The organism is Ruegeria sp. CDSA193, from assembly GCF_059611885.1.
Genome location: NZ_JBXWPN010000001.1, coordinates 283,891 through 297,961, shown reverse-complemented (window position 1 = coordinate 297,961; position 14,071 = coordinate 283,891). Strand labels below are relative to the sequence as shown.

Sequence of the window (14,071 nt, the reverse complement as noted above, 5' to 3'; positions counted from 1 at the left end):
GTCTGGGTGGCGGGGCCGGGGCCTTGACGCCCCCGCGCTTGCATGACCTGTTAAGCAACGAAAGAAAGAGGGTTCCATGACGCAGCAAGATTCCATTGATACCGTGCAGCAAATGCTGGGCTCACAGGGTTACGTTTGCGGTCGGGCCTTGGCGACAGTGGTGTTTTTGTCGCTTAAACTGGGCCGCCCGCTATTTCTAGAAGGTGAGGCAGGCGTCGGAAAAACAGAAATCGCCAAAGCACTGGCCGCTGGTCTGAACCGTCGCCTGATCCGCCTGCAGTGTTATGAAGGGCTGGACGCCTCCTCGGCGGTTTACGAATGGAATTTCCCGGCGCAAATGGTTGCGATCCGAACCGCCGAAGCCTCGGGCGGCGCTGACCGGGGTTCGTTGCAGACCGAATTGTTTTCTGACGACTACCTGATCGAGCGTCCGTTGCTGCAGGCCATGCGTCCGGATGAAAACGGGGCACCCGTCCTGTTGATTGATGAACTTGACCGCACGGATGAACCGTTTGAGGCCTTCCTGCTGGAAGCGCTCAGCGATTTTCAGGTCACCATCCCCGAATTGGGCACTGTCAAAGCGCCGGAGCCACCGATTGTCATCGTTACATCGAACCGAACGCGAGAGGTGCATGACGCCCTGAAACGCCGTTGCCTGTACCATTGGGTCGATTACCCGGATTTTGACCGTGAAATTGAAATTCTGAACGCCCGCGCACCCGAGGTCGCCGAGGCGCTAAGCCGAGAGGTCGTCGCCTTTGTCCAACACCTGCGCACAGAGGATCTGTTCAAGAAACCAGGCGTGGCCGAGACGATCGACTGGGCCAAATGCCTGCTGGCGCTGGACGTCATCAACCTTAGCCCCGAAGTGATCGGCGACACGCTGGGAGCGATCCTGAAATATCAGGACGATATCCAGCAACTGCAAGGGTCCGAGGCGAAACGCATTCTGGATGAAGCCAAGGCGTCGCTGGAACCTGCCTGATGGCTGAACAGCTCCCTCTCGAAATCCCCGACAACCCAAAACTGGCGCAGAATATCACTCATTTCGCGCGGGCTTTGCGCAAGGCAGGGCTGCCGATTGGCACCGGGCGGGTTGTGGATGCGATCCGGGCGGTTCAGGTTGCGGGCTTCTCGGAAAAGCGGGATTTTTACTGGACGTTGCACGCTTGTTTCGTGACCCGACCCGAACATCGGGCAGTATTTGCGCAGATTTTCCGCATGTATTGGCGCGACCCACGTTACATGGAACACATGATGTCCATGATGCTGCCCGCGATCCGCGGCGTTCAGGAAGAGCGCAAGGCCGAAGCTGCAGAGAAACGCGCGGCCGAGGCTCTGCTGGACGGCGTCGAACGGGACTTGCCTGACAACACTGACATCGAGGAAGAAACTGAGCTGGAGATAGATGCGTCGCGGACCGCGTCCTCGGAAGAACGGTTGCGCAATCTAGACTTTGAGCAAATGAGCACCGAAGAAATTGCTTTGGCCAAGCGCATTCTGGCACAGCTCAAATTGCCGGTAAAACCAATCGAGTCGCGCCGAGACCAAGCCAGCCATCTTGGGCATCGGATCGACCGCGCCCGCACGCTGCGCGCATCCGTGCGGCAGGGTGGTGAACTGCGGGACATCGCGTATTTGAAGCCGAAACAACGGTGGCCGAACCTTGTCGTTCTCTGCGATATCTCAGGATCTATGAGCCAGTACTCTCGTATCATCCTGCATTTCCTGCATGCGGTTTCAAACGTCAAGGGCGCGGGGTGGGCCAAGGTTCATGCGTTTACCTTCGGCACGAGGTTGACGAATATCACCCGGCACCTGCGCCAACGCGATGTAGATGCTGCCCTGTCGGCGGCAGGGGCCGAGGCGCAAGATTGGGAGGGTGGCACGCGGATCGGGGAATGCCTGCACGCTTTTAACCGTGACTGGTCGCGTCGGGTTCTGGGGCAGGGTGCGGTGGTGTTGTTGATTACGGATGGTCTGGATCGGGGCGAACCCGAGGTGCTTGGAAAAGAAATCCAGCGCCTGCATCTGTCAGCCCGCCGTTTGATCTGGCTGAACCCTTTGTTGCGTTGGGATGGCTTTGCGCCAAAAGCGCAGGGGGTGGCGGCGATGCTTCCCCATGTTGACAGCTTTCGGGCCGGTCATTCCATTGCGTCGCTGGAAGATCTGGCCAAAGTCATCTCAAAACCGGATGACATGGGTGAGAAAGCGCGGTTGATGGCCGCGCTTTCGAAGTAGTTCTCAACCAAGCTGTTCTTCGTTGCACTTACGCGCCATTTCCATCGCTTTGTACGTACCGGTCAGATCAACGGTGAAGGCGAATTCCTTTTCGGGGAACACAACCATAACTTTCTGTTTGGCAAGGTCTTCGGCAAACTTGGGGTCATCCGACAGCACATAGCCACCCGAATAGCCTTTGGTGATGTTGCCCTTCATGCCGGTGGCTTCTCCAAGATACAGGTTTTCGCCCAGCAGGATCGCCACAGCCTCGGTTTCGCCACGCTTGATGTTGGTTTCAGCTTTGGTGAATACGCCAACATATCCCACGCCGCGGTCTTCGGTCAGGCCCATTTGAACCACGTTTTCCGCGTCATCGACAGCTTCGATCAGGCAGGATTTCTTGTCTTCGTCGATGAAGATTTTCCATCCGTCCACTTCGCCATAGCGCAGGAAGGTATCTGCGCTGGCCACTGTCGCCGCTAGCATTCCCAATACTGATCCGAGTGTAATAATGTGTTTCAAGTCTCTGTCTCCTTTTGAAAATAATCTGCGTCACAGCTGCGCATGATCCGCGTTTAGGTCAGAATCGGGAGGGCTGGCAATCAATGCTTGGGATGTTCGGCTGAAACCCGCGGGGCTTTGCATAGCATTTGGAATTTCTTTCAAGGCCCATGAGTTAGCCTGATGGTTTACTTTTCATCCTGCCAAACCTGCCTATGTTGGTGCGGGAAACGCCAGGAGGGCGATATGGACAGATTCGACAACAGCCCCGAGACTGCTCTGGATTGGTATGAAACGGGAAAGCCAGTTGCGCTGGCTACGGTTGTTCAGACCTGGGGCAGTGCCCCCAGACGTGTTGGTGCTCAGCTTGTGATAGCAGGTGATGGCCGCTTTGAGGGGTCAGTATCGGGTGGCTGTGTCGAAGGTGCGGTTGTTGTCGAGGCGTTGGAAGCGATCGAAGAGGGTGAAGCGCGCCTACTTGAATTCGGGGTCAGTGACGAAGATGCTTTTGCGGTCGGGCTGGCCTGTGGCGGAACAATTCGGGTACTGGTCGAACCTATTGGATCGGTCCTTCCTGAAAGCATATTGCGCGATCTGGTCGCTGCACGCGCGCAGCGCGAGCCTGTGGCTTATGAAGTGAATATCGAATCCGGTCATCGTGCGTTGCAGCGCGATCGTTATCCCGAACGCATGCGCATGGACCGGTCCGGTTTCGAAGAGGATGCGAAGACATTTGTTTCGGTCCACAATCCGCCCTTGCGGTTGATAGTGGTCGGGGCCGTTCATATTGCTCAGGCCCTGGTCCCGATGGCGCGAATTGCGGGGTACGACCCTGCGATTGTGGATCCGCGATATGCGTTTGCAACCGCCGCAAGATTCCCTCAGGAAACCGTGCTGACGGATTGGCCGGATGAGGCCGTTGCAAAGCTTGGAATGGATGCGCGAACGGCTGTTGTCTTGCTGACCCATGATCCAAAACTGGATGATCCCGCGTTAGAGGCCGCCCTGAGAGCCGGTGTGTTCTATATTGGGGCGCTGGGGTCTAATCGAACGCATGCGAAACGCGTCACCCGGATGAAAGAAGCCGGATTTACTGAAGGGCAGATTTCACAGATTCACGGTCCCGTAGGCTTGGATATCGGTGCCGCCGATCCTGCGGAAATTGCGGTTTCCATATTGGCCGAAATGACCGCGGTGTTGCGGGGCAAAGCATGAAGTTTGGCTCGGTTCCTCTGCGCGAGGCCGCCGGTGCAATTCTGGCGCATTCAGTGAAAGCCCAAGACACAAAGCTGCGTAAGGGCCTTTTGCTCACGCAAACTCATCTGGATGAAATGGCCGCCGCCGGGTTGACCTCGGTCACTGTTGCGCAGCTGGAACCCGGTGATTGTCACGAAAACGACGCTGCCCGGAGTTTGGCAGAGGCTTTGGCCCCGGACCCGGCAACCGTGGGATTGCGCGTCACCGAGCCGTTCACAGGGCGCGTTAACCTCTTGGCGAGAGGCCCCGGAGTCGCTGTTCTGGACGTACAGGCGCTGGAAGCGTTCAACTTGGTTAACCCGATGATTACCGTGGCCACAGTTCCCCAATATCAACAGATGGGATCAGGCGGGATGGTGGCGACGATCAAAGTCATTTCTTATGCCGTCCCCGGCGAAGATGTGGTGCGTGCCTCGGCGCTGGCACAAGGGGCGGTGCGCCTGTCTGGCCCGGTGTTTCGCAGTGCTGGCCTGATCGTCACAGACATCCCCGGAGGTGTTTCGAACGACAAGGGTATTGCCGCAATCCGAGGGCGAGTCGAAGCCCTGGGTATGGGTTTGGATGACATTCGGGTGGTGCCACATGAGATTCAGGCGCTGTCTGCTGCATTGACGGGCGTTAAAGGGGATATTGTCCTGATCTTGACGGGCTCAGCAACTTCGGATGCACATGATGTCGCGCCGCAGGCCGTTCGTGTTGCAGGCGGTCAGGTGGATCGGTTTGGAATGCCGGTAGATCCGGGCAACCTGTTGTTCACCGGTCTGCTGGACGCCAGACCTGTAATCGGTTTGCCGGGGTGTGCGCGCTCTCCCGCACTGAATGGTGCGGATTGGGTTTTGTCGCGCGTGGCTTGCGGGATTGAAACGACAGCGGCGCATATTGCAGGCATGGGGGTCGGTGGATTGCTCAAGGAAATCCCGACCCGGCCACAGCCACGCGCATCTATCAAGCGGTAAGGCGTTTGACATCAATTTAAGGCCCAGATCAGGCCGCTTTGTTCGGCATTGTGATCTGTCCTAAACGGCGCCCTGCGAAATTTTTGTTCTCAAACAATAAGTCCCGTGTTTAACTCGACAAAGAAAAATATGACATGGGAGGAACTTATGACACAGGTCACCATGACCGTGAACGGGAGGTCTGTTAGCGGAGAGGTTGAGGGTCGGACGTTGTTGTCTGGATTTTTACGTGATCATCTGTCGCTGACCGGAACGCATGTTGGATGTGACACGGCGCAATGTGGGGCGTGTGTTGTTCATGTGAATGGTGCGGCGGTGAAGTCGTGCAACATGCTTGCGCTGGAAGCGGACGGGTCTGAGGTCGCCACGATTGAGGGCCAGGCCGCTGAGGATGGGTCTTTGAACGTGATTCAGCAGGCGTTTCAGGATCATCACGGGTTGCAATGCGGGTTTTGTACGCCGGGCATGGTGATGAGCGCCGCCGCCTTGCTGAAAGAGAACCCGCGCCCGAGCGAAGCCGAGATTCGAAAGTATCTGGAAGGCAACCTGTGCCGCTGCACAGGCTATCACAACATTGTCAAAGCGATCATGGCCGCATCGGGCCAGGACGTAAGCGGCATCGCTGCCGAGTAATACCGACGTAAAGAATTTTCGACGAAAATTCTTTTTCAGGGAGGAGAACAAGCAATGCCCAAAGACAGTGGCATCGGAGCCAGTTCCAAACGGCGCGAGGACGTGCGCTTTTTAACCGGAGCAGGCAATTACACCGACGATATCAACGTGCATGGCCAGGCCTATGTGCATTTTCTTCGGTCCGACATCGCGCATGGCCGGATCAACAGTATCGACACTTCGTCTGCCGAGGCCATGCCGGGCGTGGTCAAAGTGTTTACCGGCAAGGATTTCGAAGGCGTGGGCGGCATGCCCTGTGGCTGGGAAGTGACCGACAAGCACGGCGCACCGATGCAGGAACCTCCGCATCCCATTTTGGCACAGGGCAAAGTGCGCCATGTGGGCGATCCGATTGCTGCTGTGGTCGCCGACAGCCTGGAACAGGCCCGCGACGCGGCTGAGGCGATCGAGCTTGATATCGAGGAGCTGCCCGCCGTGATCGACATGAAGGCCGCCGCGCAAGAAGGCGCGACGCTGGTCCATGACGATCTGAAGAACAACATCTGCTATGATTGGCAGCTGGGCGAAACCGATGATGCCAAGGTCAATGAGGTCTTTGCCAATGCGGCCCATGTCACCACGCTGGATCTGGTGAACAACCGTCTGGTTGCCAATCCGATGGAGCCGCGTGTGGCGGTTGGCGAGTACAGCCGCGGCACCGAAGAATACACACTTTATACCACGTCGCAGAACCCGCATGTGATCCGCCTGTTGATGTGTGCCTTCGTTCTGGGCCTGCCCGAACACAAGGTTCGCGTGGTCGCGCCGGATGTGGGTGGCGGCTTTGGCACCAAGATCTTCCACTATGCCGAAGAGGCGTTCTGCACCTTCGCCGCCAAGGCTTGTAACCGCCCGGTCAAATGGACCTCGAGCCGGTCCGAGGCGTTCATGTCTGACGCGCATGGGCGCGACCATGTCGGACAGATCGAACTGGCGCTGGATGCGGACAATAACTTTATCGGTCTGCGCACCAACACCTATGCAAATATGGGTGCGTATCTGTCGACCTTCTCCAGCTCGGTTCCGACATGGCTGCACGGGACGCTGATGGCGGGCAACTACAAGACGCCGGTCATTCAGGTCAACGTCAAGGCGATGTTCACCAATACCGTCCCGGTGGATGCCTATCGCGGCGCGGGCCGTCCTGAGGCGACGTTCCAGTTGGAGCGGGTCGTGGACAAGGCAGCGCGTGAACTGGGTGTCGATCCTATCGCCCTTCGACGGCAGAACTTCATCACCCAGTTCCCCTATGACACACCGGTGGCGCTGACCTATGACACAGGCGATTATAATGGGACGATGGACAAGCTTGAAGCCGCTGCTGATCTGGCAGGCTTTGCCGCGCGTCGCGCTGAAAGCGAGGCCAAGGGCAAGCTGCGGGGTCTGGGCGTCAACTGCTATATCGAGGCTTGCGGCATCGCGCCCTCGAACATCGTTGGTATGCTGGGGGCCCGTGCGGGTCTGTATGATGCGGCGACTGTGCGGGTGAATGCCACCGGCTCGATCAGCGTCATGGTAGGTGCCCATAGCCACGGGCAGGGGCATGAAACGGCCTTCCCGCAGGTTGTGGCGGACATGATCGGTATCGACGAGTCGATGATCGAGATCGTGCATGGCGACACGTCGAAGATTCCGTTTGGCATGGGCACCTATGGCTCGCGGTCTTTGGCGGTCTGTGGATCGGCGATGGTAAAGGCAACTGAGAAAGTGATCGACAAGGCCAAGAAGATCGCGGCGCATCTGTTGGAGGCGTCCGAGGCTGATATCGAGCTGAAGGACGGTCAGTTCAGCGTGGCAGGGACCGACAAGTCGGTGGCCTGGGGTGATGTCACCCTGACGGCCTATGTGCCGCATAACTTTCCGCTGGAGGTCGAGCCCGGGCTGGAGGAGACCGCCTTTTATGACCCGGCCAACTTTACCTTCCCGGCTGGCGCCTATGCCTGTGAGGTCGAGGTTGACCCCGAAACCGGTCGGGTCACCATCGAAGCCTTCACCGCCGCTGATGACTTTGGCAATATCGTCAACCCGATGATCGTGGATGGTCAGGTGCATGGCGGCATCGGTCAGGGCATCGGTCAGGCATTGCTTGAAAACTGTGCCTATGACGAAAACGGTCAGCTGCTGAGCGCGTCCTTTATGGATTACGCCATGCCGCGTGCCGATGATGTGCCGTTCTATGCGGTGGACCACTCGAGCCAGACGCCCTGTACGCATAACCCGTTGGGTGTGAAGGGCTGTGGTGAGGCCGGGGCAATCGGTTCACCACCTGCGGTGGTCAACGCGGTGCTGGATGCGTTGAATTCAGGCGGCAAATCCATCGATCATATCGATATGCCGGTGAGTCCATCGCGTGTCTGGACCGCGATGCACGGGTGAGAGGTTGGGGTGCGAGGGGTCAACCCCTCGCGCTCCCCGAGATATTTATAGCCAGATGAAGGGCGGATCAGCGCCTTTCGGAAAGGAAGACGAAATGTACAATTTCGAATTTGAGAAACCCTCGACCATAGCCGACGCGGTTGCCGCTTTAGGGGCTGAGGATGCACAGGCGTTGGGTGGTGGGCAAACCCTGATCCCGACGCTGAAACAACGATTGGCGGCGCCATCGGCACTCGTCTCGCTCAGCGGAATTCCCGAAATGCAGGGAGTCTGTGTTGGGGATGACGGGTCGGTTTCTATCGGTGGCGCAACGCCGCATGCAGTTGTTGCGCAAGAGGCAGCGGGATCATACCCGGCGCTGGCCGCATTAGCCGGTCAGATCGGTGATCCGGCGGTGCGCAACCGCGGCACGATTGGCGGCTCGGTTGCGAATAACGATCCGGCGGCCTGTTACCCGGCGGGTGTGCTCGGATCCGGGGCCACGATCGTGACCAACGCCCGTCAGATTGCGGCAGATGCGTTTTTTGATGGCATGTTCTCGACCGCACTGGATGAGGGTGAGATCATCACTTCCATCCGCTTTCCGGTGCCACAGGCCGCGAGCTATCAGAAGTTCTTGCAGCCAGCCTCGCGCTTTGCGTTGGTGGGCGTCTATCTGGCCCGGTTCGCCGATGGTGTGCGTGTGGCGGTCACAGGCGCCAGCGAGGATGGGGTGTTCCGCTGGTCCGAAGCAGAACAGGCGCTGAATACTGAATTCCGACCGGACGCGTTGATGGGGCTGAACATCAACCCGGCCAACATGATCGGCGATCTTCATGGCAGCAAAGCGTATCGCGCGCATCTGGTCAGTGTGATGACCAAGCGGGCTGTGCTGGCTTGCATGTAATTAAATCGGCTTTTAGTCGCAAAGCCCCGGGGTGTGTCCCTCGGGGCTTTTTCTATTTTCGTCGAATTTTCGGAAGCTTGTTTGGCTGCCAATAGGCCCCGGTATCTTCGCGCGCCTTTTGATAGGCGTCAACGCGGTGCGCTGCTGTTTTGCCACCGGCGTCAAATAAATGGCCGATGAGGCATTCGAGCACGGCCATGACCCCGGTAAAACTTGAGGTGTGATGTTGTGACCTTGTGCTGACGGTAAAGACGACATCCGGCTCGACACCCGGCGCAATGACTTCGCTATCCGAGATCAGGATGACCCGAATCCCCTTTTCTCGGGCGAACCGTATTGATTTAATCGTTTCTGCCGAATAGGGGCTGACCGTGATTGCCAGCAGACAGTCCTTGTCATCCGCATCCAGCAGATCATCCGTGGCCGAGCCGATGTGGCGGGGGATCAGCTGAATACCCGGATGCGCCATGCGCCCGGTATAGGAAAAGTAATAGGCCAGCGCGTAACTGGCGCGGGTGGCGGTCACGAAGCAACGGCGGGACCTGAGGATATAGTCAACGGCTAGATGCGCTCTGTCGGGCCTCATCAATCGCAGCGACCTGACAACGACATTCTGTTCGTTGCGGGCAAGCTTGGCTTGAAGTTGACCATGGGCTCCTTCAGCGTGCATGTGGGTTTGCCAGGCAGGGCCAAGGAATTCTTCGTTATCCGTCGCCAGATTTTGACGGAACGGAGAGCGGAAGGCCTGAAACCCACCATAGCCCATATACTGGGCAAGCCTGACAAGGACATTTGCACTGACACCGATCTTCTCGGCAGTTACCCGTATCGGGTCGAGGCCAAAATCCGCGGGGTGATCTATGATGTATTTGGCTGCCGCCTGAAGTTTGGGCGGCATCTGGTCGATGTTTTTCCTCAGGTGATCTGTCAGCTGGCGTTGGGTCTCTGTCATGAAAAAAACATATGTTATGAAATAAGGAGGTGTAAAACATAGGCCGCTTGCATAGATGCGGCAACAGGTAATCGGGGGCAGGGAATGTCACAGCATCGGTCGAAATCTGAACCCTACATTCTGGCGGCGCCCAATGGTGCGCGCCGAGGTGCGGCAGATCACCCAGCCCTGCCTGTCACAACCTCGCAAATTCTTGAAGCGGCCAGAGCATGCCATGAGGCCGGTGCGGCCGGTCTTCATCTGCACATTCGGGACACAGAAGGCCGTCACTCTTTGGACGCGGGACAGTATCTGGAAACACTTGCCGAACTTCGGCGGCGGGTTCCGGCCCTGGACATCCAGATCACAACCGAGGCGGCAGGGATTTTTGATGTAAGCAGCCAGTTCGAATGTCTGAGGAAGGTTAGACCGGCTTGGGCGTCGATCTCGGTCCGCGAAATCGCGCGCGATAACGATCTGGCTGACCGGATCTATGGTCTTTGCGCGGATCACGGGACGCGGGTTCAGCATATTCTTTACGACGCTGAAGATGCGGCCCTATTAACACGGTGGCAAAAGCGTGGTGTTGTGCGCGAACAGCAATCCGACCGTTTGCTTGTTCTGGGGCGCTATCGGACTGATCAGGAATCAAAGCCCTCGGATCTGGATGCGTTTCCGGACGGGGATTCGCCTTGGATGATCTGTGCCTTTGGAAAGCGAGAGCATGACTGTTTGATACATGCGGCGTCCTTGGGCGGTGATGTCCGGGTCGGATTTGAAAACAGCATCGCAGACCGGAACGGAGACACTTGGGACAATAACGCCGCCTCAGTCGCGGCCCTTGTCGCCAGATTGAAAGAGGATAGATCATGAGCCACGTTTTCCCACGCCATACGAAATCTCAGCTGCCAGTCGCGGTTGGCGGCGAAGGCTGCTATCTGATCGATGCTGACGGTAAGCGGTATCTGGATTGCGGTGATGCTGCTGTGTCCTGTCTTGGCCACTCAAACCGGGCGGTGATCGAGGCGGTTCAAAGCCAGGTTGAAAAGATCGCCTTTGCGCATACCGGGTTTATGACGTCCGAACCTGCCGAAGCCCTTGCGGACCTTCTGATTGATCATGCGCCCGGGGATTTGGATCGCGTTTACTTCGTATCCGGAGGGTCCGAAGCAACAGAGGCCGCCATCAAACTGGCGCGGCAGTATTTTCTTGAGATCGGTCAGCCCGAGCGCCGCCACGTCATCGCGCGCCGCCAAAGCTATCATGGAAACACTTTGGGGGCCTTGTCAGCGGGGGGAAATGCCTGGCGCCGTGCGCAATTCGCACCGATGCTGATCGAAATGACCCATATCGCGCCCTGCTACGAATATGCCGAAAAGCAAGATGGTGAGAGCAGCCACGCCTATGGTCAACGGGTGGCCGACGAGTTGGAGGCCGAAATTTTGCGTCTTGGCCCTGAAACCGTCATGGCGTTTATGGCCGAGCCAGTCGTGGGGGCAACGCTGGGGGCGGTCCCGGCGGTCGAAGGCTATTTTAGGCGCATACGTGAAATCTGTGATCAATATGGCGTTTTGCTGATCCTGGATGAGGTCATGTGCGGAATGGGGCGCACCGGGCATCTATTCGCCTGCGATCACGATGGAATTTCTCCGGATATTCTGTGCATCGCCAAGGGGTTGGGGGCCGGGTATCAACCCATCGGCGCCATGTTGTGTACGAGCCGGATTTATGAGGCGATCCAAAATGGCTCGGGGTTTTTCCAGCATGGGCATACCTATGTCGGCCATCCGGTGGCGACTGCGGCCGCATTGGCGGTGCTGACTGAACTGACCAGCAACCAACTGCCTCAGCGCGCCGAGCTTATGGGGCAGAGACTGCAATCTGCGCTGGAAACTGCGTTCAGCGAGCACCCTAATGTCGGCGATATTCGGGGCCGCGGGCTGTTCCGCGGTATCGAGCTGGTCTCGGATCGGGCCAGAAAAACACCGTTTGATCCCTCACTTGGTTTCGCGGGCAAGATCAAGAAGGCGGCGTTGAACGCTGGTCTGATCTGTTACCCCATGTCTGGCACGCGCGATGGTCGAAGTGGTGACCATATTCTGTTGGCGCCGCCTTTCATTATCGACGACGCACAGATTGAGGAATTGGTTGATAAGCTGGGGGTTGCACTCAAAGCCGCGATCTGACGCTCTTTTGATCTGACTTTCTCTTTTTACTCAATAGGGTATCGACAAAAGGTCAATTCCTGAAGGAGCGATGATGATTGTCGACATCTGGAAGAGTTTTCGGGACTTGCCCGCCTGGGTACAGATCTGGTTGGTGGTGCTGCTCATCCCGACCAATCTGGCACCTCTGGCGTATCTGGATCAGCCAAATGGTATTCTAATCGCAGCACTCGCAATCGGTGGGATGGCATTGAATCTTCCGATCATGCTGGCGGCACGAGGGATGAGCAAAGCGATGGCATTTCCGCATCTAATATGTTGGGTGCCAATGGTTTTCGTCGTGATTGCAGTTTTTGCAAGCGAAGCCGAACTGGCGATTGGATATGCGAAATTTCTGGTGTTTCTACTGGTTATTGACCTGATTTCGCTGGCATTTGATGTGAATGACGCAAGGGTCTGGCTCAAAAGCCGAAGCGCAAAATAAAACCCCCTCAATCCGAGGGGGTTTCGAATAACTCAGTTGTCGCAGGGCTTACTTCTGCGGCAGCGGGCCGATCATCATGATCATCTGACGGCCTTCCATCTTGGGCATGTTCTCGACCTTGCCGATTTCCTTGGTGTCCACGGCAACACGTTCCAGCAGCTCACGGCCCAGATTCTGGTGTGCCATCTCACGACCACGGAAGCGCAGAGTCACTTTTACCTTGTCGCCGTTTTCAAGGAATTTGAACACGTTGCGCATTTTGACTTCATAGTCATGAGTATCGGTGTTGGGCCGGAACTTGACCTCTTTCACCTCAATGACTTTTTGCTTTTTGCGCGCTTCGGCCTCGCGTTTCTGCGTTTCGTATTTGAATTTACCAAAGTCCATGATTTTGCAAACCGGAGGGTTTGCATTCGGCGAAATCTCGACCAGATCCAGGCCGGCTTCGTCCGCGAGTTGCATGGCTTTGGCGGGATGAACCACCCCGACATTTTCACCTTCGGCGCCGATAAGGCGAATTTCGGGGGCACGGATCTTATCATTGACGCGCGGGCCGGTGTCTCTCTGAGGCGGCGCGTTGTGAGGTCTGCGAGCTATGGGTTCATTCCTTTGATGATTGCAGAATTTCAAGCCCGGAATTTAGACTGGGCTGCGGGACGATTCAAGCGGCATAAGTGACCACCAGCGTGAATTTCCCATGATATTCCCGCGTTTTTGCCGATCTGATGTCGCATATCAGACCGGCAAACCGGATTAGCCAACAAAGGCCTTTTCAATGACGAATTCCTTGGGGTCGGAATTTGCGCCTTCGCGCAGTCCGAAATCCTCGAGGATTTTTTTGATATCCAGGTTGAAAGCCAAAGACCCGCAGACCATCGCACGGTCGGTTTCCGGTTTGATGCCGCCCTCAATCGCCAGATCGGCAAATACTGTGCCGTCTTTCAACAGCTCGGTAATGCGGCCCATCTTGGGGCTCTGTTCGCGTGTGGTGGTCGGGTAGTAACGAATCTTGTCCGCAAAACCTTCGCCCATCAGCTCAGCCAGCATTTCGTCCTGGCGAATGTCTTCGATCAGCTGACGACCATATTCCAGCTCGGCCACTTCGCGGCAGGTATGGGTGATTATGACCTCATCATAATCCTCATAGGTCTGTGGTTCGCGCAGCAGTGAGGCGAAGGGTGCAAAGCCGGTGCCGGTGGCAAAGAACCACAGGCGCTTACCGGGCAGCAGGGCGTCATGGACCAGCGTGCCAACCGGCTTGGGCCGCAGGATGATCTGATCGCCTGGTTTGATGTGCTGAAGTTTCGAAGTCAGCGGGCCGTCCTGTACCTTGATCGAATAGAACTCAAGCTCTTCATCCCAGGACGGTGAGGCGATGGAATAGGCGCGCAGCAAGGGTTTGCCGTTGTCACCCAACAGGCCGATCATCACAAACTCGCCCGAGCGGAACCGCAAGGACGCGGGGCGCGACACTTTGAATGAGAACAGGCTGTCAGTCCAATGCTTGACGTCTGTCACAGTCTGGGCGTCCGGCAGAACGGGGGCCTTCACGGCGGTTGCTTCGGTCACGGGTTTCATCTCTGTCATCGTTTCACTGCCGGTGGAGTAAACCGACATCTC

At 57.1% G+C, this 14,071-nt stretch carries 14 protein-coding genes; 10 read left to right on the top strand and 4 right to left on the bottom strand.

Annotated features, from left to right (window positions below; all coding sequences use genetic code 11):
- Nucleotides 1-76: 76 nt before the first annotated feature.
- Together AC2FLG_RS01520 and AC2FLG_RS01515 are read left to right on the top strand one after the other, a co-directional pair.
- The gene (locus AC2FLG_RS01520; protein ID WP_271946832.1) at nt 77-985 is read left to right on the top strand and encodes an AAA family ATPase; all 909 of its coding nucleotides are present in this window, start codon (nt 77-79) and stop codon (nt 983-985) included.
- On the top strand, nt 985-2,241 hold the full coding sequence (locus AC2FLG_RS01515; RefSeq protein ID WP_496704723.1) for a vWA domain-containing protein: 1,257 nt from the start codon (nt 985-987) through the stop codon (nt 2,239-2,241). Before AC2FLG_RS01520 ends, AC2FLG_RS01515 begins: the two co-directional genes overlap by 1 nt.
- A gap of 3 nt (nt 2,242-2,244) precedes the next feature.
- Here AC2FLG_RS01515 and AC2FLG_RS01510 read toward each other — a convergent pair whose 3' ends face one another.
- Nucleotides 2,245-2,745 (bottom strand): hypothetical protein, encoded by a 501-nt coding sequence (locus AC2FLG_RS01510; protein WP_246097135.1) that lies wholly within the window; start codon nt 2,743-2,745, stop codon nt 2,245-2,247.
- A gap of 225 nt (nt 2,746-2,970) precedes the next feature.
- Between AC2FLG_RS01510 and AC2FLG_RS01505 the strand changes: the two genes are divergently transcribed.
- The 5 genes from AC2FLG_RS01505 (at nt 2,971) to AC2FLG_RS01485 (ending at nt 8,871) form a co-directional block, all read left to right on the top strand.
- Nucleotides 2,971-3,939, top strand: a complete 969-nt coding sequence (locus AC2FLG_RS01505; protein WP_496704721.1) for an XdhC family protein — start codon at nt 2,971-2,973, stop codon at nt 3,937-3,939.
- Complete coding sequence (locus AC2FLG_RS01500) at nt 3,936-4,937, top strand: molybdopterin-binding protein (protein WP_142634111.1); 1,002 nt, start codon at nt 3,936-3,938, stop codon at nt 4,935-4,937. The genes AC2FLG_RS01505 and AC2FLG_RS01500 overlap by 4 nt, the downstream gene beginning before the upstream one ends.
- Nucleotides 4,938-5,084: 147 nt before the next feature.
- Complete coding sequence (locus AC2FLG_RS01495; RefSeq protein ID WP_142634109.1) at nt 5,085-5,570, top strand: (2Fe-2S)-binding protein; 486 nt, start codon at nt 5,085-5,087, stop codon at nt 5,568-5,570.
- 54 nt (nt 5,571-5,624) lie between these two features.
- Entirely contained in the window at nt 5,625-7,985 is a 2,361-nt protein-coding gene (locus AC2FLG_RS01490; protein WP_496704719.1) for a xanthine dehydrogenase family protein molybdopterin-binding subunit, read from the top strand.
- A gap of 94 nt (nt 7,986-8,079) precedes the next feature.
- Nucleotides 8,080-8,871 (top strand): FAD binding domain-containing protein, encoded by a 792-nt coding sequence (locus AC2FLG_RS01485; RefSeq protein ID WP_142634105.1) that lies wholly within the window; start codon nt 8,080-8,082, stop codon nt 8,869-8,871.
- Nucleotides 8,872-8,923: 52 nt separating this feature from the next.
- Here the strand turns inward: AC2FLG_RS01485 and AC2FLG_RS01480 are convergent, their stop codons facing one another.
- Complete coding sequence (locus AC2FLG_RS01480; RefSeq protein ID WP_496704717.1) at nt 8,924-9,823, bottom strand: MurR/RpiR family transcriptional regulator; 900 nt, start codon at nt 9,821-9,823, stop codon at nt 8,924-8,926.
- Between the two features lie 84 nt (nt 9,824-9,907).
- On the opposite strand from AC2FLG_RS01480, the gene AC2FLG_RS01475 reads away from it, so the two are divergent.
- The 3 genes from AC2FLG_RS01475 (at nt 9,908) to AC2FLG_RS01465 (ending at nt 12,451) form a co-directional block, all read left to right on the top strand.
- Nucleotides 9,908-10,675 (top strand): beta-keto acid cleavage family enzyme, encoded by a 768-nt coding sequence (locus AC2FLG_RS01475; protein WP_496704715.1) that lies wholly within the window; start codon nt 9,908-9,910, stop codon nt 10,673-10,675.
- Complete coding sequence (locus AC2FLG_RS01470) at nt 10,672-11,988, top strand: aspartate aminotransferase family protein (RefSeq protein ID WP_496704713.1); 1,317 nt, start codon at nt 10,672-10,674, stop codon at nt 11,986-11,988. The genes AC2FLG_RS01475 and AC2FLG_RS01470 overlap by 4 nt, the downstream gene beginning before the upstream one ends.
- Nucleotides 11,989-12,061: 73 nt before the next feature.
- Nucleotides 12,062-12,451 (top strand): hypothetical protein, encoded by a 390-nt coding sequence (locus AC2FLG_RS01465; RefSeq protein ID WP_496704711.1) that lies wholly within the window; start codon nt 12,062-12,064, stop codon nt 12,449-12,451.
- 48 nt (nt 12,452-12,499) lie between these two features.
- Here the strand turns inward: AC2FLG_RS01465 and infC are convergent, their stop codons facing one another.
- Together infC and AC2FLG_RS01455 are read right to left on the bottom strand one after the other, a co-directional pair.
- Entirely contained in the window at nt 12,500-13,081 is a 582-nt protein-coding gene (infC, locus tag AC2FLG_RS01460; RefSeq protein WP_246097134.1) for a translation initiation factor IF-3, read from the bottom strand.
- Nucleotides 13,082-13,204: 123 nt separating this feature from the next.
- Complete coding sequence (locus AC2FLG_RS01455) at nt 13,205-14,038, bottom strand: ferredoxin--NADP reductase (protein WP_496700434.1); 834 nt, start codon at nt 14,036-14,038, stop codon at nt 13,205-13,207.
- Nucleotides 14,039-14,071 lie beyond the last annotated feature (33 nt).

What these genes read in the sequence shown, in the direction of transcription:
- AC2FLG_RS01520 (WP_271946832.1), top strand. Translation starts at nt 77, where the DNA reads ATGACGCAGCAAGATTCCATTGATACCGTGCAGCAAATGCTGGGCTCA.
- AC2FLG_RS01515 (WP_496704723.1), top strand. Translation starts at nt 985, where the DNA reads ATGGCTGAACAGCTCCCTCTCGAAATCCCCGACAACCCAAAACTGGCG.
- AC2FLG_RS01505 (WP_496704721.1), top strand. Translation starts at nt 2,971, where the DNA reads ATGGACAGATTCGACAACAGCCCCGAGACTGCTCTGGATTGGTATGAA.
- AC2FLG_RS01500 (WP_142634111.1), top strand. Translation starts at nt 3,936, where the DNA reads ATGAAGTTTGGCTCGGTTCCTCTGCGCGAGGCCGCCGGTGCAATTCTG.
- AC2FLG_RS01495 (WP_142634109.1), top strand. Translation starts at nt 5,085, where the DNA reads ATGACACAGGTCACCATGACCGTGAACGGGAGGTCTGTTAGCGGAGAG.
- AC2FLG_RS01490 (WP_496704719.1), top strand. Translation starts at nt 5,625, where the DNA reads ATGCCCAAAGACAGTGGCATCGGAGCCAGTTCCAAACGGCGCGAGGAC.
- AC2FLG_RS01485 (WP_142634105.1), top strand. Translation starts at nt 8,080, where the DNA reads ATGTACAATTTCGAATTTGAGAAACCCTCGACCATAGCCGACGCGGTT.
- AC2FLG_RS01480 (WP_496704717.1), bottom strand. Translation starts at nt 9,823, where the DNA reads ATGACAGAGACCCAACGCCAGCTGACAGATCACCTGAGGAAAAACATC.
- AC2FLG_RS01475 (WP_496704715.1), top strand. Translation starts at nt 9,908, where the DNA reads ATGTCACAGCATCGGTCGAAATCTGAACCCTACATTCTGGCGGCGCCC.
- AC2FLG_RS01470 (WP_496704713.1), top strand. Translation starts at nt 10,672, where the DNA reads ATGAGCCACGTTTTCCCACGCCATACGAAATCTCAGCTGCCAGTCGCG.
- AC2FLG_RS01465 (WP_496704711.1), top strand. Translation starts at nt 12,062, where the DNA reads ATGATTGTCGACATCTGGAAGAGTTTTCGGGACTTGCCCGCCTGGGTA.
- AC2FLG_RS01455 (WP_496700434.1), bottom strand. Translation starts at nt 14,038, where the DNA reads ATGACAGAGATGAAACCCGTGACCGAAGCAACCGCCGTGAAGGCCCCC.